This is a genomic window from Rathayibacter sp. Leaf248, from assembly GCF_920939495.1.
GTDB classification, from domain to species: Bacteria; Actinomycetota; Actinomycetes; order Actinomycetales; family Microbacteriaceae; genus Rathayibacter; species Rathayibacter caricis.
On sequence record NZ_CAKLAV010000001.1, the window covers coordinates 2,181,728 to 2,200,585 of the forward strand.

Genomic DNA, 18,858 nt, shown 5'->3' on the forward strand with positions numbered 1-18,858 from the left:
CGTGGCCCCTCCTGCCCGCCGGCTCGAGCGACCCGTCCCTTCCTCACTGCCGAACAGAACGGGAGCGTCCGCGACGATGCGAACACCCAGAAGAACCCGAGCGGTCACGACCGCACTCGCCACCGCCCTCACGGCGGTCCTCGCCGGTTCGGTCCTCGTCGCGGCTCCCGCCTCGGCGGCCACCGCCTGGGACCCCTACGACGAGGGCCTGCAGAACAGCAACGAGAGCCTCGGCTACCCCACCTTCACCAACGGCGCCACGGCGATCCCGCCGACGACGGCGACCTACGACCCCACCGTCTCCCACCTCGGGAAGATCTACGCCGCGGACCTCGCCGCCGGCGCCGGCTCCGCCCCGGGGAAGGACTTCTGGCTCGATCGGATGCTCTCCCGCGACGGCGTGCAGCCCGACGAGGCGGGCGGTCTCGACTTCGTCTCGGACCAGCCCGCGAACATCGACTACGACAACAACGGCGTCTTCTTCTCGCGCGGCCGCGCGGTCTACATGCAGAACTCCGACGCGGGCCTGGGCTTCCGCGGCCGGATCGCCTACATCGAGGACCTCGGGCAGAGCGGATCGACGCTGACCGCGAGCGTGAACGGTGCCGCCGTCTCCCTCCAGGAGAACCAGGCGAAGCGCCACAACACCCCCAGCTACTGGTACTCCGAGTACACCGGCGGCGGCCTGCTGGTGAAGCAGACCAAGTTCATCTCGCGGCAGAACGTCGCGGTCGAGCGGCTGCAGATCAGCACCACCGACGGATCCACGAAGACGGTCGCCCTGCGCGCCGAGTCGGGCCTGGCCCGCACCGCGGCCGGCAGCGAGCTGACCGGGTCGGTCACGACCGCCCACAACGTCACCCAGGTGGCGACCCGTTTCTCGGGCGACGGCTTCGGCGTCGACGGCACCGCGCTCACCCGCACCGTCTCGGCCTCGGCCGCACCTGCCGACGTGAAGCTGCAGCTCGGCTTCACCACCACCGAGATCCCCGAGAGCACCACCGAGTTCCAGTCGATCGCCGCGGCGACTCCGGCGTCCGCGTTCACGACGCAGACCACGAGCTACAACACGTGGTGGGTCGAGAACATCCCCTACCTCGAGACCCCCTCGGGCGAGATCGACAAAACGCTCTTCTACCGCTGGTGGCTGCTGCGCACGAACTTCCTCGACGCGCAGGTCCCGGGCAACGACTACCAGTTCCCCACCTCGATGGAGGGGGTCTTCGGTCAGGCCTACAACAACGCGATCGTCCTCACCGCGGGCATGTTCATCGAGGACATGAAGTACTTCCGCGACCCCTCCAGCGCCTACGGCACGTGGCTGTCGGCCGGTGAGACGGCCCGCGAGAGCCGCTACATCGACAACCCCGGCAACCCGGTCAACTGGAACAGCAGCTACACCAACTACATCTCCGAGGCCGCGTGGAACTCCTACGCGCTGCACGGTGGCGACGCCGCGATCGCCGACAAGCTCGCGACCTACGCCGAGGACGACATCGCCGGTCAGCTGGCGGAGTTCGACAAGAACAAGAACAACCTCCTCGAGTACGCCAACCCGGCCCTCACCGGCAACGACGTCGACGCCGTGTCGTTCTCGTGGCGCAACACCGAGGCGTGGAACTCGTACCCGATGGACCGCCCCGAGAGTGCGTACCTCTACTCCGGTGCCGTGGCCGCCGCCGAGGCGTACCGCCTCGCCGGGGACACCGCCGGAGCCGACCGCATGACGGCCAAGGCCGAGGCGATCAAGAAGTCGGTCCTCGACGTCCTCTGGGAGGACAAGCGCAGCACCGCCGACGAGGCGGGCTTCTTCGGCAACATGATCAAGGCCTCCTACTCGGACGGCTCCTCGGGCCTGGCCGCCGGATCGAAGATCCCGTGGAAGGAGGTCAACATGTACTACCCGTACACCGTCGGCCTCATGCCCAAGCCCGGCGACGCCGACTTCGACCAGAAGTACCTCGACGCCTTCCGCCTCTTCGTCGACAGCGAGCAGTACGCGCCGTTCCCCTTCTACACCGCCAACCAGAAGGACGCGAAGGCCCGCGCGCTGCGCGACGCCGGATCGGGCAAGCACTACTCGAACAACTTCTCGACCATCAACTCCACCGTCATGTTCCGCCTGCTGTCCTCGACGTTGCGCGACTACCCGAACTCGTACCTGACCAGCGACTACTACAAGAAGATGCTCTACTGGAACGCCTGGGCCAGCTACGAGAAGGGCGACGTCACCCGCCAGAACGAGAACGAGTTCTGGTCGCACGGCTCGGCCGCCGACGGCGGATCGATCAAGTACCGCTCGTGGATCCACCAGACGCAGCTCGGCACGACGAACTTCACCGTCGTCGAGGACGCGATGGGCCTGCAGGCCCGCACCGACTCGGTCCTCGAGCTCTCGCCCATCGACATCGACTGGGACCACTTCACGGCGAACAACCTGAAGTACCACGACAAGGACCTCACGATCGTGTGGGATGAGCCCGGCGGGACCCGCCACTACGGCGACACCCCCGAGGGCTACTCCGTCTACCTCGACGGCGAGCGCGCCTTCACGATCGACAGCCTCGTGCCGGTCGAGTTCGACACCGTGACCGGTGAGGTCACGACCGACGCGACCGTGCTCTTCTCGGCCGCGAACGCCGTGAAGCCCGCGCAGGACGTGCGCTTCGCCTCGACCGATCGGGTCGTCGACCTGCTCGGCAAGGCCGGCGTCGACATCGACCCGACGACCAGTGCGGCTCCCGACCTCGCCCAGGGCAGGACCGCCACGGCCTCCTACTCGGCGAGCGGAACCACTCCCTCCGGCAAGAGCCTCGTGCCGGCCAACGCGGTCGACGGCTCCACCGTCAACGAGCCCTTCTGGGGCACCGCCGGATCGCCGAACGCCAGTGACTGGCTCGAGATCGACCTCGGCAGCGCGCAGAAGGTGAACCAGGCCGGGATCTACTTCTACCGCACCTCCTCGGGCACGACCGTGCAGGGCTACTCGGCCCCGAAGTCGTACTCGGTGCAGTACTGGGACGGCACGGCCTGGAAGTCGGTGACGGCCCAGGCCCGCACGCCGAAGGTCCCGACCGGCAACGAGAACACCGTCCGGTTCGCCGACGTCACGACCCAGAAGATCCGGGTCCTCGTCTCGCACCAGCAGGGTCAGAAGACCGGCATCAAGGAGGTGCAGCTGAAGAACGTGGCTGCGGCCTACACGCCGGCCGAGAACGCGGCTCCCGTCGTGTCGATCCAGCGCCTCGCCGTCGCCGACCCGAGCATCGCCCGGTTCGTCGGCACCGCGTCCGACGACGGACTGCCGATCGGCGAGCTCACCCAGGCCTGGACCGTGGTGGCGAAGCCCGCGGACTCGACGGCGACCTTCACCGACGCGGCCTCCGCGGCGACGACGGTCCGCTTCTCGAAGCCCGGCTCGTACACGCTCCGCTTCACCGCCTCGGACACCGTGAAGCAGACCACTTCCGAGCAGGTCGTCGAGGTCTCGGACGTCCGCCCGCTGGGCCCGGAGGTCGGGTCGTACGCGACTCCGTCCGCCTCCTACGTCGCCCCGTGGAACCGTCTCGCCGCCATCAACGACGGCGAGACCGTCCCCGGCGTGCAGACCGAGCAGAACAAGCTCTGGGGCACCTACAGCGACAACCGGCCGGCGAGCCAGACACTGACCTACACGTGGGCCACCCCGATGCGGGTAGCCGGCGCCGGGGCCTCCTTCTGGAACGACGCCACCCAGGGCAGCGGGGGCGGCGTCGCCCTCCCCGCCTCCTGGTCGCTCGAGTACCTCGACGGCACCACCTGGAAGCCGGTCGCTCTGCGCCCCGGCACCCAGTACCCGGTGAACGCGATGGGTACGCCCAGCGAGGTGGCCTTCACCCCGGTGACGACCACGCAGCTGCGCGCGACCTTCCAGGCCAGCCGCTCGACCAGCGGCGCCCACTCCGCGATCGCCGCATCCGAGTTCGACGTGTACGCCGACTACCCGGGCTCCTTCGAGGCCGTGGCCAAGCGCACCACCGTCAACACCCCGGTGACGCTTCCCGCGACCGTCATCGGCGTCTACTCCGACGGATCGCGCGGCGAGCTGCGCGCGACCTGGGACGCGATCCCCGCCTCCCGCTTCGCCACTCCCGGCACGATCACCGCGACCGGTGTGCTGACGGGCTCGACGCAGGCGGTCACCGCGACCATCAGCGTCGGCGACAGCGGCAGTGAGATCGCCTCGATCGAGCAGCAGACCGCCACCACCGCCCTCGGCACGGCACCCGTCCTCCCGCGCACCGCGGTCGCCGTCTTCAGCGGCGGCACCGGGGCGAAGGAGTCGCGCGCCGTCACCTGGGACGCCGTCGCTCCGGCCGCGTACGCGACCGCGGGGACCTTCACCGTGCTCGGCGCGATGGCGGGGACCACGGTCCGGCCCAGCGTGACCGTCACGGTCGAGCCGGGCGCCGCCACCGCTCCGAAGGCACCGGCGGCACCCGCCGTCGCCGTCGCCGGCGACGCGGCCACCGTGTCGTGGACGGCTCCGGCCGACGGAGGAGCGGCGATCACGGGCTACACCGCGACCGTCACTCCGACCGCAGGCGCGGCGATCACGCGGACCGGCACGACCACGAGCGCGGTGTTCGCCGCCCTGCCCGCAGGGACGTACACGGCGAGCGTCGTCGCGACCAACCCGGTCGGCACCTCCGCCGCGTCGCCCACCGCGACCTTCACCATCGCCGCGGCCCCCGCGCTGAAGGTGACGGCGTCGACGAGCTCGCGCTGCATCAACGGCAAGGTGGTGCTCACGCTGACGGCGAAGAACGAGGAGTCGACTCCGATGGGCATCACGCTGCGCACCGCCTACGGCACCAAGGTGTTCAGCGGAGTGAAGCCCGGCTCCTCGGCCACGCAGGCGTTCACGACCCGTCTCGGCTCGATCCCGGCGGGCACCGCCACGGTCGACGCCACGGCCACCGTGAACGGCACGGCGCTGAGCCGCACCGTCGAAGCGCCCTACACCGCTCGCACCTGCTGAGCACCGGAGGGGTGGGAGCGGCCATCCGCTCCCACCCCTCCTCCCGCGCGACACCCTCCCGCGCCCGAAACCCTCCGCACCACCTCTCACTCGTCACCGCGAGTCCGACCCGAAAGAAGACCCGATGACGCTCAGAACCCTGTGGACCCGCACCGCGATCGCGGCAGCCGGATGCCTCCTCCTCACCACCGTCGCCGGGCAGGCCGTAGCCGCCGAACTCGACGACGACGTCGTCGACGTCAACGTGACGATCACGCCCCTGACGGGTACCGGTGCACTCTCGATGAGTGTCGCCGGCACCAGCGCCGAACTCACCGAGACCGGATCGACGGCCGAGCTGCGCCGATTCACCGGCACACTGCCGAGCGTCACCGTCACCGACACCCGCCCCACCGACGAGATCCCGGAGGATGCGGGCTGGTACGTGCTGGGCACCGCCTCCGACTTCGTCGGGTCCGCCGGTCAGTCGCCGATCTCCGCGGGCCAGCTCGGCTGGTCGCCGCGTCTGATCGACGGCGGCGACAGCGGAGTGGTCTCGGCGGGATCGGACGTCGGCACGGTCTTCGACGACGGGCCCAACGACGTCGGTCTCGTCGACCAGGAGTTCCTCGCCGTCACGGAGGAATCCGCCGCCGTCTCGGCCGAGGGCTCCTGGACCTCGACAGCGGACCTGACGCTGGAGACCCTGCCCACGAGCGAAGCGGGCGACTACAGCTCGACGCTCACCCTGACGCTCATGGAGTAGCGCGCGAGCTGCACCCCCTCCTCGACGTCCCCCTCCTCCTCACGAAAGAGAAGCAATGAAGCTCCCTCACACCCCTGCCTCGCCCCTCGCCGGTCGGAACCCGCTCTCGAAAGACCTCAGCCGACGCACGGTGCTCGTCGGCTCCGCCGGAGGTGCTGTTCTCGCGGCGACGGCCGGCCCGCTCGCCGCGGCCGCCGTCGGCCCGTACCGCAGCCTCTCCTCCCCCGTCTTCGACTTCCGCGTCGACCAGGCGACGGGAGGCGTCTTCACCCTCGTCAACCCCACGGATCAGTACGCGACCAACCACGTCTCCAACCCGGATCTGCGCCCGGAGTTCGACCTCGACGACTCCCGATGGACGGGCGACGCGGTCTTCGGGGTCAAGCGGGGCGCCTCGACCGCGATCGCGCCCGCGATCACCGGCCTCTCGGACGACATCCGCACGGTGACCTCCACCGCGTCGTCGATCACCGTCGCGTACTCCGGTCAGGCGGGCAACCAGTACGGCATCCGCGGATTCGACCTCACGCAGAAGTACGAACTGACCGGCGCTGCCCGCGACCGGATCAGTTGGACGATGACCCTGCGGAACACCTCGACCGAGTCGCTGGAGTTCGTCGACGTCGGACTGCCCTTCCTGATGAACTCGTGGTGGGACGGCTCCAACCAGACGGGCATCTACGAGAAGAACGTCGCGCGCCACTCCTTCGTCGCCAAGGACGGTTCCTACCTCTACTGGCAGCGGCCCAACGGAGAGGGCCCGTTCCTCGTGCTCGTGCCTCAAGACGGCACCTCCCTGGAGTTCAAGAACAAGGCCCGACCCGGCGAGGGGCCGTTCGGCGAGCGGGACCCGCAGTGGGAAGGACTCGTCGAGTTCTACATCCACTCGGCCGGCTCCGTACCGCAGCGTCGCAATCAGGCCGGCACCTACCTGCCCACCACCTCTCTCGTCCTCGCGCCGGGGCAGGAGAAGACCTACGGATTCACTTTCCGCTGGGCGGCCGATTACGCCGACCTGCGGGATGTGCTCTTCGACGCGGGCGTCGTCGACGTCGTCTCGCTGCCGGGAATGGTCATCCCGCAGGATCAGAAGGCGACGCTGGCCGTTCGCGCGAAGTCGGGCATCACCTCCGTCGTCGGGCAGGCGGGCCGCAACATCACGGTGACACCGCAGGGCGAGCGCAACGGCTACTCGCTCTTCGAGCTCTCCCTCCCGCAGCTGGGAGCGAGCACCGTCACCGTCACGTACGGCGGCACCCGTGAATCCGTCCTGCAGTACTACGCGATCGAACCGGTCGAGAGGCTCATCGGGCTGCACTCCGCGTTCCTCACCTCGAAGCAGCAGGCCAGGACGACCCGCGGCTACGACGGCGCGTTCCTGCAGTGGGACCTCAGCAATCAGAAGCTGATCACCTGGGACGACTATCCCGGTGGCGGGTGGAAGGAGTGGATGGCCGGCGGCTCCGACGACCTGGGTCTGGCTCCCGCCGCCTTCCTCGCCGAGAAGAACCTCGTCGCACCGGTGAAGGCCGAGATCGACGCGATCGACTACTACATCGACAACTTCCTGCTCGGCTACCTCCAGGGCAAGAAGAACGCCGACGGCACTCCGACCTACCAGGTCTTCCGCTGGTACGACGGTCGCGACGACACCCCGAACGACCAGGGCGTCTGGCGCGTGTACAACTACATCCACGTCGCGAACACGTACTTCGCGATGCACCGGATCGCGGCGCAGTACCCCTCGCTCGGGACCGCGCGCAGCTCGGCGGAGTACCTCGAGCTGACCTACCGGACCCTCGAAGCCATGTACACGAAGGTCCCGCTGCCGACTCCGATCGGCGATGCCGCCCGTGAGCACGGACTCATGGGCGAGCAGACCTACCCCTTCATCCTCGAGGCGCTGCGCGGTGCCGGGCGGACCACCGAGGCCGACCGCCTGCGGACGCTGATCGAGGGCAAGCGCGACGTGCTGTTCGCCGAGAAGTACCCGTTCCGCTCTGAGATCAGCATCGACACGACCGGGTTCGAGTCGACGTACACCCTCGGCAAGATGTACGGGAACCGCGAACTCGTCGACCGCGTGCAGCGCTCCTCGCTCGCCTGCCGCGGGCTCCAGCCGCTCTGGTACTTCTACGGCTCCGACAACCGGCACATGGGCGAGTCCTGGTGGAACCTGAGCTACGAGTGCCAGCTCGGAGCATGGCAGCAGCACGACTACCTGGTGAACTACGCGAGCACCTCCGACCGGGACTTCGCCGACGCGACGCGATCGACCTACGGCGCCTACCTGGCGGGTTGGGCCAACATCAACTCGGGCCAGATCAGCCCGCTCGCCGCGAACATCGGCGCAGCGTCGTGGATCTACCAGAGCGAGAAGGGCGCCAACGAGTACGGCTGGATGCCGATCCTCGATGGCTGGTGGGCGTGGTCCGGCGAGTCGGCGCTCGGCTTCTGGGGAGGGGTCCGCGCCGCGACCGTCACCGTGGTGGAGGATCCGATCGTGGGCACCTACGCGTACGGAGCGGACCTGACGACGGTCGGCACCTCGTCCCGGGTCGTCCCGAAGGACGGGGTCCGCCAGCGCCTGACGATGTTCACACGCGGCGGCTTCCGCTTCGAGATCACAGGAGCCCGCTACTCCCGTGCCGATGTCGCGAACGACCTCGGCACGATCGAGCTGGTCCTCGACCGGCCCGCCGGCGTCGCCGGCACCCCGGCGATCGTCCTGTCGAAGCTCCCCGCCGGTCGCTACACGGTGACCGTCGACGGCGTCTCGACGGGCCAGCCGATCACCAGCGACGGTGCGACCGCGCGACTCGCTCTCCCCGGTCTCGCAGCGGCCACGGCGACGGTGCGTCTTGCCAGGGAGACCACCGCCGCCGTCGGCCCGGTGGTCGCCTTCGAGACGAGTGCCACCAGCCGCTGCCTGACTGCGAAGTCGATCCTCACGGTCAAGGTGACGAACCGCAGCACCGGACCGATCGACGCCGTGGTCACCAGCGCGTACGGCACGAAGTCGTTCACGGCGATCGCGGCGGGGAAGAGTGCGAGTGTCGCCTTCACCACGCGCCAGAGCAGCATGCCCGCCGGCGAAGTCTCCGTCGTCGGGACCGGGACCGTCTCCGGCCAGCGGGCGTCGACGACGCAGACGACGGCGTACGCCAGCCGCAGCTGCTGACGGAGGTGTCGCAGGAGCTGCGACGCCTCCCGCATGGCACCGGACCGGCGAGCCCCTCGGGGCCCGCAGGTCCGGTGCCTTCGCCGCGCTCGGCGCTGTCCGCGGGAGTCGGCGAGTCGCTCCGACACATCGGCGACGGAGGACTGCGGGCGCCGGCCGGTGGACCATCGATCGGCCATCGCGCAGCTGCCGCGTCTAGCGTGACCGGGTGACGTACCCGGCTGCTCGAGCACGAATCGTCACGGAGGAGACCGCCATGACCCGCCGCACCACGACCTCCCTCGGCCTCACCGTCGCCGTCGCGGCGCTCTTGAGCGGCTGCACCGCCTCGGACACCCCGGGCGCCGCGACCACTCCCGCCACCGCGACGGCCGCCCCCGCGCCGACCGAGATCACGACCGGCCTCACAACCCCCTGGTCGATCGTCTTCGCCGGCACGACGCCGCTCGTCAGCGAGCGCGACACCGGCCGGATCCTCGAGCTCGACGACAGCGGCGAGGCCCGCGAGGTCGCCGAGCTCGACGACGTCGTGCGCCAGGGCGAGGGCGGGCTGCTGGGTCTCGCCGTCGACGAGCAGAGCCGCCTCTACGCCTACTCGACCGGACCCGACGGCAATCGCATCCAGCGCTTCGACCTCGCCGGCTCCCCCGGGTCCCTCCGGCTCGAGAACGAGCGCACGATCCTCGACGGTCTCCCGTCGGCGACGTTCCACAACGGCGGGCGGATCGCCTTCGGCCCCGACGGACTGCTCTACGCGGGAGTCGGCGACGCAGGCGACCGCGCGAGCGCGCAGGACCTCGGCGCACTCTCGGGCAAGATCCTCCGGATGACCGCCGACGGAGGCGTCCCCGAGGACAACCCGTACCCCGACTCCCTCGTCTACAGCTCCGGTCACCGCAACGTGCAGGGTCTGGGCTGGGCCGAGGACGGCACGATGTTCGCCAGCGAGTTCGGCCAGGACACCTGGGACGAGCTGAACATCATCACCGCCGGTGCGGACTACGGCTGGCCGGAGGCCGAGGGAGTCGCGGGCGACGACGACTTCGTCGACCCGGTGCAGCAGTGGGCGCCGGCCGACGCCAGCCCGAGCGGAGTCGCGGTGCTGGACGGCACCGTCTACCTCGCCAACCTGCGCGGCGAGCGCCTGCGCACCGTGCCGGTCGGGGATCCCTCCTCCGCCACCGACCTCTACACGGGTGACTACGGACGGATCCGCGCCGTCACCCCGGCACCCGACGGCTCGCTCTGGTTCGTCACGGGCAACACGAACAGCCGTCTGGAGCCGCGCGAGGGCGACGACCGCATCCTCCGCATCGAGCCGCTCTGACCCGGGCGCAGAACCTCAGCTGGGAAGAGGGTCTCTCGGCCGTCAGCCGTTGGACCTCCCCGTCAGCCGATGTTCGGAGAACGCCCGAGCAGCAGTGGCGGGACGGCGGCGACTCCGACGACGACGGGCGCCGGCCGAGCCCGGTCGCAGACCGAGGATCCGGCGCCCGCTGCGATCATCGTCCGGCGAGCGAGCCTCCGATCCCGCCGACCGAGAAGTACCTGTTCAGGAACGCGAACATGATCACCGGCGGGAGCATCATCACGACCGCGACGGCCATGACCGAGCCCCAGTCGGTCGCGTTCTGCTGGAAGAACGACTGCACACCCATCGGCAGGGTGAAGGTGTCCGTCGAACGCAGGAACACGATCGCGACGAGGTAGTCGTTCCACGCGAGCAGGAACGTGAAGATCGCGGTCGAGAGGATCCCCGGCAGCGAGTTGCGCAGCACCACGCGGAGGAAGCCGCCGAAGACGGAGGCGCCGTCGATCCACGCCGCCTCTTCGAGCGACATCGGGATCGTGTCGAAGTAGGCCGCCATCATCCAGGTGGCGACCGACATCGCCGACCCGACGTAGATGATCGTGATGCCGACGAGGTTGTCGACCAGGCCGAAGTTCGCGAACAGGATGAACAGCGGCACGACGGAGGTGATGACCGGGAGTGACTGCACGACGAACAGCAGCAGCGAGTAGCCGGAGACGAGCCTGCTGCGTCCTCGGGAGAGCACGTAGCCTGCGGGAGCCGCGACCGCGACCGAGATCAGCACCGAGGCCAGCGTCACGGCGACCGAGTTCCCCAGCCAGGTGAGGGTGGCGGTGGTGGTGAAGACGTAGGTGAAGTTCTCGAGGGTGAAGCCGGTTCCGCTGGAGTAGGTGCCGGGCCGGACGGAGAGGACGAGAGTCACGACGATCGGGATGAGGATGATCGCGGTCACGACGAGCAGCAGCGTGAAGCGCCCCCACTTGCCGCGGTCACCGGGGGCGACAGCGGACGTCCGGCGACGTGCGGGCGACGGTGCCGCCTTCACGTTCTCGTGCAGGATCGACGTGCTCATTCGATGGCCGACTTTCTGATCTGGCGGTAGAGGACGACGGAGACGATGACGAGGGTGATCGTCATGAGGAAGGCGATCGCGACCCCGGGTCCTGTCTGGAAGTCCTGGAAGACCCTCCGGTAGGCGAGGACGACGAGCGAGGTCGTCGCGTCGACCGGGCCACCGCCAGTCAGCAGGTAGATGGTCGGGAAGTCGTTGACGCAGAAGATCGTCATGAGGATCCACGAGATGTACGTCGATCGGGCGATCAGCGGAAGCGTCATCAGCCGGAACTGCTGCCATTTCGAGGCGCCGTCCATCCCGGATGCCTCGTAGACGTTCCCGTCCACGGCCGCCAGTGACGCGGAGGTCATCAGTGTCATGAACGGGAACGACACCCACACCTTGAAGACGCACACCATCACCGCCGCGAGAGTGGGATCGGCGAGGAAGAGGGGCGTCCCCCAGCCCAGGGCCTGGAAGAGAGCGGGGACCGGGGAGTCCGGCGTCGCGACCAGGTAGTTCCAGGCGGTCGCCGAGACGACCACCGGGATGATCCACGGGAGCAGGAGCAGGACCTTGAAAGTGCCGGCGCCGGGGACCCGGGTGCGCAGCAGGAGCGCGAGGGCGAGGCCGATGATCCACGACCCGAAGACCCCGACCACGGTGAAGACGAGCGTGAAGCCAGCGGCTTTCCAGAAGGTGGGCGCCTGGAGCACATCGGTGAAGTTCGCGAGGCCGACGAAGTCCCCCGTGGCGATCAGGGAGCCGTTGCGCACGGACTGGATCCCTGCGTAGATCACCGGATAGGCGTTGATCAGCAGGAGAAGGAACACCGACGGAGCGACGAGGAGCACCAGAGTGAGCGCTCCACGGGAGCGGCGGCGCCGCGGGCGGAGGGGCTGCGACGCCCCCCGCCCGCTCGCGCCGACGCCGGTCGCCGCGCGCTTCAGCGACGATGTGATGCTGGTGGAGGTCATCCGGTTCGCCTACAGCTCACCGAGCGAGGCACCCAGCGCTTCGAGGGCGACCTGCGGGTCGGTCTGTCCGGCGAGCATGGTCTGCGCGAAGGCACGCAGACCCTGACCGCCGTCGATGGACGCGAGTCGCGCGTCGACGAACGAGGACCGGGCGGCGTAGGTCTTGGCGACCGGCTGCCAGTCGTTGATGATCTTCGTCTTCTCGGTGTCCGCCTGGAACTCCGGGAGAGCGGTGAGCGACTTCAGGATGGGCAGGTTCGACTGGAGGTTCTGCTGGAACAGCGGCGTCATGTTCTTGATCCAGTAGGTGAGGAACTCCTCCGATCCCTCCTGGGAGGGGGTGTTCGTGTACATCATCAGGTTGTTCACGAACTGCAGCGTGCCCTGCTCTCCGCTGGGCGAGGCCATCGGCTCGGCGACGACCACGTCGGCGTTCGTGTCGCCGAGTGTCGCGTTCAGCCCCGGGGTGTTGATGCCCATCGCGATCGTGCCGTTGGCCCACTGCGCGGTCAGGTTGTCGGTCGAGTAGCTCGGCGAGGCGGGGTCGATGATGCCCTCCAGCGCGAGCTGGCGGACGAACTCCATCGCCTCGATGTTGCGCTCGTTCACGACGTCGAGCTCGCCGTCGGGGTTGTAGAGCCCGCCGCCGTTGTTGATCATCATCACGAGCATGCTGTGCAGGCCGATGTTGTTGTTCGCGCCGGCTCCGCTGCCGAAGGCGAAGAGGCCCTTCGCCTTGAGTGCCCGGGCGACGGTGAAGTACTCGTCCCACGTCGTCGGCACGGTGAGGCCGTTCTCGTCGAAGATGCGCTTGTTGTACCACCACACGCGCATGTCGAGTGCGGAGGGGATCGCCGCGTAGCCGTCCGGGGTATTCAGGCTCTCGATGGTGCCGGGGAGGAAGTCGTCATAGGTGCCGTCGGCCTTGAACCTCTCGAGGAGGTCGTCGGCGTACGCGATCGCGCCCTGCTCGGCGAACTGGAACGCCTGGAAGCCACCGCCCGTGGACACCGCCGGGCCGGTCCTGGACGCGATGGCCGAGGAGAACGTCTGCGAGAAGTTCGACCACTGGATCACCTGGTACTCGGCCGCGGGAAGAGAGCCGCTCGGAGCGTAGGACTCGGTGACCCGCTGGGCGGCCGTGCTGTACTCCGCCGGCCCCCAGGGCATGTCCCAGAACTTCAGGGCGTCGGAGGACGAGCTCCCGCCCCCGGAGGAGCACGCGGCGAGGGTCGCCAGCGCCGCCGCGCCTCCGGCGACGCCGAGGAAGCCGCGGCGCGAGAAGGCCGAGCTCTGGAAGATGTGTGTTTGCGTCATTGCAATGTCTCCTTAGTGAGGTGAGGGGTCGGTGGGCGGTGCAGCGTGCGCGGATCAGTGCAGGAGTGGTGAGAGCGAGGCGATGACGGCTCGATCGGCCGCGAAGTCCTCGAGATCGGTGGAGGACTCCTCCGCTCGCACGAGAGCGATCAGACGGCGCCAGCTGAACCGGTGGGCGGTCTCGTAGCGGGTCGGGAGCATGGTCTGCCCGTTCGACGTCGTGATCGTCGCCCGGAGCGGCCGAGCCGTCTCGGGAGAGGGGATGCAGGCATCGACGATCACGTCCGCGCCGACGGCTCGGAGGGTGGCGGATGTCGGGACGGCGTCGCTCACCGCGCCGGTGAGGAGGACGGCGCGACCCGTGCGCAGCCGGCCCCGGACGGTGTACCCGCGCGGAGTGCTGATGACGAGGGCGGCCGACTCGAGCGGTGCGTGCGCGGCGCGCACGAGGGCGAGCTGCTCGAGCAGGGCGTGCCGGAGGGCCGTGCCGGTCGGCACGACCACACGGGCTTCCAGAAGAGCTCGCGGTTCGACGTCGGCGAGGGCGGACCTGACGTCCTCGACGCCCGGATTCCCGGAGAAGGGACGGTCGAGGACGACCGGGAAGCCGAGCGCGTGACCAGCGCTCACGTCCTCCTCGCGGGGATCGACGACGAGCACTCCTCGCGCGCCGGCCTCGCGTGCTCGGAGGACCTCGGTCGTCCATCCCGTGGAGCCGTCCACGGCGACCAGGTCCACCGCGCTCCGGCCGAACGCCAGCGAGACGGGGAGGGATGCGACGACGGCATCGATCGCTCCCGTCTCGCGCACGGTGCCGAGGGCGGCGAGGGTCAGAGCGGTCATACGAGGACCCCCTCCCCCGCCAGCACGCGATCGGCGGCGCGGCGTGCGATCTCCAGCGCGAAGCGGAGATCGTCGATCAGCGCGTCCGCCGCGATGCGGGGCGGGGCGCCGTCCACGGCCGACGCGATCTCGCGCCACTCGCCCTCGTAGCCGTTGTGGTCGGCGGGGAGGAAGGTCCGCACCAGTCCGCCGCCGACGAGGGAGGCCGTGCCCGAGCCCGCCTGGACGTACGAGGGAGTGAACTCGATCTCGGCGACGGTGTCCACTCCGATCGCCGTCAGACGCCAGTCCGGGGCCCAGTTGTCGCTCATCAGGGCGTGGAGCTCGATCTGCACCCGGCCCGCCGTCAGCACGATGAGGTACCCGAACGGGTCCAGCATCTCGGCCGAGTGCACCTCGATGTCGTCCCAGCCGGGACCGACGAGTGCGCGGACGAGCGGGAGGTCGTGGATCGCCAGCCCCATGATTCCGCCCGTGATCGCCTCGGCCGCCTGCTCGAGGCTCCGGACCGAGCCCTGCTCCGCGGGCTCCGGCCGTCCTTCCACCTCGGTCGCGAAGTCCTCGAAACGAGTATTCGGCGGCAGGACTATCGACGACCGGACGGTGTGCACGTCCCCGGTGGCGAGGCGGTCGGACACCGCGAGCCAGGCGGGATCGTAGGCGTGCATCGCGCCGACCAGGATGGGCACGCCCGTCTCGGCGCTCACCGCGGCGATGCGCTCGGCCTCCTCGCTCGTCATCGCGAACGGCTTCTCGCAGAGGATCGCCTTCTTGCCTGCTCGGCACGCGGCGATGACCTGCTCCGCGTGGAAGCGGTGCGGAGAGCAGACGGCCACGACCTCGACCGCGGGGTCGGACAGGAGCTGCACCACGTCGGTCGTCCAGGTCGCGCCGACCCGGTCCGCCACGGCGCGCGCGACCTCGGCGCTCACGTCCATGACGCGCACCACCCGGAAGGTCCCGGTCAAGCGCGCGAGCGCCGGCAGGTGGATCGCCTGGGTCACGGGGCCGGCTCCCAGGATGCCGACGCCGATCACGCGCCGACCTCGCGGTCGTCGAGCAGGTCGCGGACGGGCGAGAGCATCGTCCGGACGCTCATCGATCTCGGCATTCGGTTCTCCTCGTCGAGTGGACCGCTCGAAACTTGATCGACCGGTCAGGTTTCCTGAAACATACATGCACGTTCAGGTTTAAGCAACGACCGAATAGACTGCCGGAGGAGGCGGTCGATGACAGCGCGCGAGGACCGGGGCACGAAGCCGAGAGGCCCCTACAAGAACGGACTGAAGCGCCGTCGCGAGATCGTCGACGCCGCGACGGTGGTCTTCGGGCAGTACGGCTACCACGGCGGATCGCTCCGGACGATCGCCGAGATGGTCGGCACGACTCCGGCGACCCTGGTCGGCTACTTCACGAGCAAGGAGCTGCTCCTTGTCGCGGTGCTCGAGAACTGGAACGTCGTCAGCTCGCAGTCCGACGGCGAGCGCGGGCTGGACTACTTCCGCGCGAACATCCCCCTGATGCGCTACCACGTCGCCCATCCCGGTCTGATCCAGCTGTTCCTCACGATGTCCACCGAGGCGACGCAGGAGGACCACCCCGCCCGGCCGTTCATGCGCGCGCGTCAGCAGACCACCCACCGGACGATGACGCGCGAGCTGCAGCGCCTGGTCGACGACGGCGTCGTGAAGCCTCTCTCCCCCGAGCTCGTCGAGCGCGAGGTCAGGGTGATGATCGGCGTCCTCGACGGCGTCGAGCTCGGCTGGTTGATCGACCCGGGCATCGATCTCGAGGGGGTCGTGCGGCACCACATCGATGAGGCGATCGCGCGGTGGAGCGGTCGCTCCCTCGACGCCGTGCGCGCGGAGACCGACGCCTACCTGGCCGGGAGAGCTGCGCGGGCCCGGTCCGAGAAGGCCGACGTCGGAGTCGGCTGAGCCCTCCCGACGTCGGCACGGCGGCCCCGGCGGAGCGCACCCGCCCTTCCCCGCTCGCGGCGTCCGCACGAGCGGCCGGCGGGCGCGGACCGGCTACTCCGCGACCTCGACCGTGAACACCACGTCGTCCGGGAGGCTGCGGAACACCGAGAGGTCGGACGAGATCTCTCCCATGAGGGTCAGGGTCGGGACCGAGCTCGTCTCCTCGTAGATGATCGTGAAGCTGTCCGCGGGGTTGTAGTAGACGATGTCGCCGGGCTGGACGTCCGTGAAGAACGGACCGGTCTCGGTGAGCGGCGCGTCGAGCTCGGTGATGTACTCGATGCCGAGGTTGCGGAACCAGGGCAGCTCGACGGGGAGCATCGCGAGGAGGTCCTGCGAGACCCGGCTGTCGTTCAGCACGGCCATGACGACCTCGTCGCCCGCGGTCAGGGTGATCGCGGTCGACGTCGCGGGAGTCTCCGCGGGAGCCGTCGCGATCGGAGGCGGCGAGGCAGGGCCGGGCGAGGCAGGGCCGGGTGAGGCCGAACCGGTCGCGGAGGCCGCGCTGGTCGGCGTGGACAGGACGTCGGACGCCTCACCCGTCGATCCGGTCGAGCAGGCGGAGAGCGCGGCGACGAGGACGGTCGCAGCGAGGACGGCGGGGATTCTTCTCATGCCCCCAGTCGATCCGCGTCGCCGGATCCGAGCCAGTCCCGCCCGTAGGGTGCCCCGGCGGGACCCGCCTGCGGGATGGCGCCGGTGCCCGGGGGTTAACACGGAGGACCCCCTCCCCGCCGCTCCAGCGCGTAGCGTCGCTCGCATGGACAGCCGTGCCGAGATCAGCGAGTTCCTCACGTCCAGGCGCGGCAAGCTCACACCCGAGGCGGCCGGGCTCCCCGACTTCGGCGGGCGCCGACGCGTGCCTGGCCTGCGCCGCGAAGAGGTGGCGCTGCTCGCCGGGATGAGCTCCGAGTACTACAAGCGCCTCGAGCGCGGCAACGCCGCCGGGGTCTCCGAGGCGGTCCTCCAGGGCATCAGCCGAGCACTGCAGCTGACGGAGGCGGAGCACGCGCACCTCCTCGACCTCGTGCGGGCGGCGAACGCGGCCGCGCATCCAATGCAGCGTCGCACCGTCCCGCGGACGTCCCGCGTGCGAGCCTCCGTCCAGCAGATGGTCGACGCGATGTCGACCGTCCCGGTCTACGTGCAGAACGGGCGGCTGGACTGCGTCGCGACCAACCGGCTCGGCCGGGCGGTGTTCTCGGAGATGTTCGCCGATCAGCCGGCGCCGATGAACGCGGCGCGCTTCGGCTTCCTCGACGCTCGCGCCGAGACCTTCTACCGCGACCTGGCCGACTCGCGACGGCAGTCCGTCGCGCTCCTGCGACGCGAAGCGGGACGGAGCCCTTCGGACCGGCAGCTCACCTCGCTGATCGGCGAGCTCTCGACTCGCAACGAGGTCTTCCGCGGCATCTGGTCGGCGCACGACGTGAAGGAGCACCGCACCGGCGTGAAGCGCCTGCACCACCCGCTCGTCGGCGACCTCGATCTGTCCTTCGAGTCGATGGACCTCGCCTCGGAGCAGGGTCTCCAGCTGATCGTGTTCTCGGCGGCCCCGGGGAGCGCGTCCCACGACGCGCTCACCTCGCTCGCCCGCCGGGCCGCCGGGAGCGACCCCGTCACGACCGGCCCGGGAGCGAGCACAGCGGGGCCCTGACCCGCTCAGGCCGTCTCGGGGAAGTACCCTCCCGCGGGGCCGCGGACGGCGCTCGCGATGAGGTCCCGGGCTCGCCGCCGGGACACCGGTACGACCGGCGCCGCGAGGAGCCAGGCGAGCAGCTGATCGAACGGGAGCGCCTCGGTCGGCCACTCCGGCATGTACGGATCGCAGTAGATCGGCGTTCCCGGCTCGCTGCGCCAGCTCTGGGCGAGTCCGCCGATGTCGAGCGCGTCGTAGCCGAGCGCGTCGAGGACCTCCGCAGCCCGGGCCTTCGCGTCCGCGTCCTCCCTCGCGATCGGCAGAGTGCTGCGCTCGAGGTCCCCGGCCGGTCGAGCCCCGTTGCCCAGGCTCGCGAACGTGATGCTGTTGAACGCCTTCACGACGAACGAGTCCGCGAGGTGCGCCTGCACGAGCTCGCTCGCCGTCGACTCCCGGTCGTCCAGGACCGCGATCCGGCCGTCCCGCTGGGGGTAGTAGTTCGTGGTGTCCAGCACGACCTTGCCCGCGAGGGCGTCGGCGGGGAGGTCGGTGTGCGCGATGAGCGGGATCGCCGCGACGATCACGTCCGACTCCTCCGCCACCTCCCGCACGGTCGCCGCTCGGGCGCGCGGCCCGAGCTGCTCGACGAGCTCGGCGAGGCTCTCGGGGCCCCGGGAGTTGCTGAGGACGACGTCCAGGCCGCCGGCGACCGCGAGGCGCGCGAGCGTGCTCCCGATCGCTCCGCTGCCGATGATGCCGAGGGGTGCGTTCACGGTGGTGTCCTTCCTGGG

13 protein-coding genes are annotated in these 18,858 nt (G+C 69.7%); 6 read left to right on the forward strand and 7 right to left on the reverse strand.

Annotated elements, in window-relative coordinates; all coding sequences use genetic code 11:
• Window positions 1–76: 76 nt before the first annotated feature.
• The 4 genes from LRG51_RS10455 (at window position 77) to LRG51_RS10470 (ending at window position 10,273) form a co-directional block, all read left to right on the forward strand.
• The gene (locus LRG51_RS10455; protein WP_230672665.1) at window positions 77–5,020 is read left to right on the forward strand and encodes an Ig-like domain-containing protein; all 4,944 of its coding nucleotides are present in this window, start codon (window positions 77–79) and stop codon (window positions 5,018–5,020) included.
• Between the two features lie 124 nt (window positions 5,021–5,144).
• Window positions 5,145–5,765, forward strand: coding sequence for a hypothetical protein (locus LRG51_RS10460; protein WP_230672666.1), 621 nt, complete (start codon window positions 5,145–5,147; stop codon window positions 5,763–5,765).
• 55 nt (window positions 5,766–5,820) lie between these two features.
• Window positions 5,821–8,946 carry a DUF5695 domain-containing protein gene (locus tag LRG51_RS10465; RefSeq protein ID WP_230672668.1) on the forward strand — a complete coding sequence of 1,042 codons (3,126 nt, stop codon included), beginning with the start codon at window positions 5,821–5,823 and terminating at the stop codon, window positions 8,944–8,946.
• Window positions 8,947–9,202: 256 nt separating this feature from the next.
• Window positions 9,203–10,273 carry a PQQ-dependent sugar dehydrogenase gene (locus tag LRG51_RS10470; RefSeq protein WP_230672671.1) on the forward strand — a complete coding sequence of 357 codons (1,071 nt, stop codon included), beginning with the start codon at window positions 9,203–9,205 and terminating at the stop codon, window positions 10,271–10,273.
• A gap of 175 nt (window positions 10,274–10,448) precedes the next feature.
• Here LRG51_RS10470 and LRG51_RS10475 read toward each other — a convergent pair whose 3' ends face one another.
• The 5 genes from LRG51_RS10475 to LRG51_RS10495 are packed head-to-tail and all read right to left on the reverse strand — an operon-like array spanning window position 10,449 to window position 15,486.
• Complete coding sequence (locus LRG51_RS10475; RefSeq protein ID WP_055785246.1) at window positions 10,449–11,330, reverse strand: carbohydrate ABC transporter permease; 882 nt, start codon at window positions 11,328–11,330, stop codon at window positions 10,449–10,451.
• Window positions 11,327–12,289 (reverse strand): carbohydrate ABC transporter permease, encoded by a 963-nt coding sequence (locus LRG51_RS10480; RefSeq protein ID WP_230672673.1) that lies wholly within the window; start codon window positions 12,287–12,289, stop codon window positions 11,327–11,329. The genes LRG51_RS10475 and LRG51_RS10480 overlap by 4 nt, the downstream gene beginning before the upstream one ends.
• A 9-nt stretch (window positions 12,290–12,298) precedes the next feature.
• Complete coding sequence (locus tag LRG51_RS10485) at window positions 12,299–13,606, reverse strand: ABC transporter substrate-binding protein (RefSeq protein WP_230672676.1); 1,308 nt, start codon at window positions 13,604–13,606, stop codon at window positions 12,299–12,301.
• Window positions 13,607–13,660: 54 nt separating this feature from the next.
• Entirely contained in the window at window positions 13,661–14,449 is a 789-nt protein-coding gene (locus LRG51_RS10490) for a hypothetical protein (RefSeq protein WP_230672678.1), read from the reverse strand.
• A complete protein-coding gene (locus LRG51_RS10495; protein ID WP_230672681.1) occupies window positions 14,446–15,486 on the reverse strand; it encodes a Gfo/Idh/MocA family protein in 1,041 nt (346 codons plus the stop codon). The genes LRG51_RS10490 and LRG51_RS10495 overlap by 4 nt, the downstream gene beginning before the upstream one ends.
• A gap of 192 nt (window positions 15,487–15,678) precedes the next feature.
• Between LRG51_RS10495 and LRG51_RS10500 the strand changes: the two genes are divergently transcribed.
• Window positions 15,679–16,386, forward strand: a complete 708-nt coding sequence (locus tag LRG51_RS10500; RefSeq protein ID WP_055785229.1) for a TetR/AcrR family transcriptional regulator — start codon at window positions 15,679–15,681, stop codon at window positions 16,384–16,386.
• A 93-nt stretch (window positions 16,387–16,479) separates the two neighbouring features.
• Here the strand turns inward: LRG51_RS10500 and LRG51_RS10505 are convergent, their stop codons facing one another.
• A complete protein-coding gene (locus LRG51_RS10505) occupies window positions 16,480–17,043 on the reverse strand; it encodes a cyclophilin-like fold protein (protein WP_230672684.1) in 564 nt (187 codons plus the stop codon).
• A 145-nt stretch (window positions 17,044–17,188) separates the two neighbouring features.
• Between LRG51_RS10505 and LRG51_RS10510 the strand changes: the two genes are divergently transcribed.
• Window positions 17,189–18,085, forward strand: coding sequence for a helix-turn-helix transcriptional regulator (locus LRG51_RS10510; RefSeq protein ID WP_230672686.1), 897 nt, complete (start codon window positions 17,189–17,191; stop codon window positions 18,083–18,085).
• Between the two features lie 5 nt (window positions 18,086–18,090).
• On the opposite strand, the gene LRG51_RS10515 is transcribed toward LRG51_RS10510, so the two are convergent.
• Window positions 18,091–18,840 carry an NADPH-dependent F420 reductase gene (locus tag LRG51_RS10515; protein WP_230672689.1) on the reverse strand — a complete coding sequence of 250 codons (750 nt, stop codon included), beginning with the start codon at window positions 18,838–18,840 and terminating at the stop codon, window positions 18,091–18,093.
• Window positions 18,841–18,858: the final 18 nt, after the last annotated feature.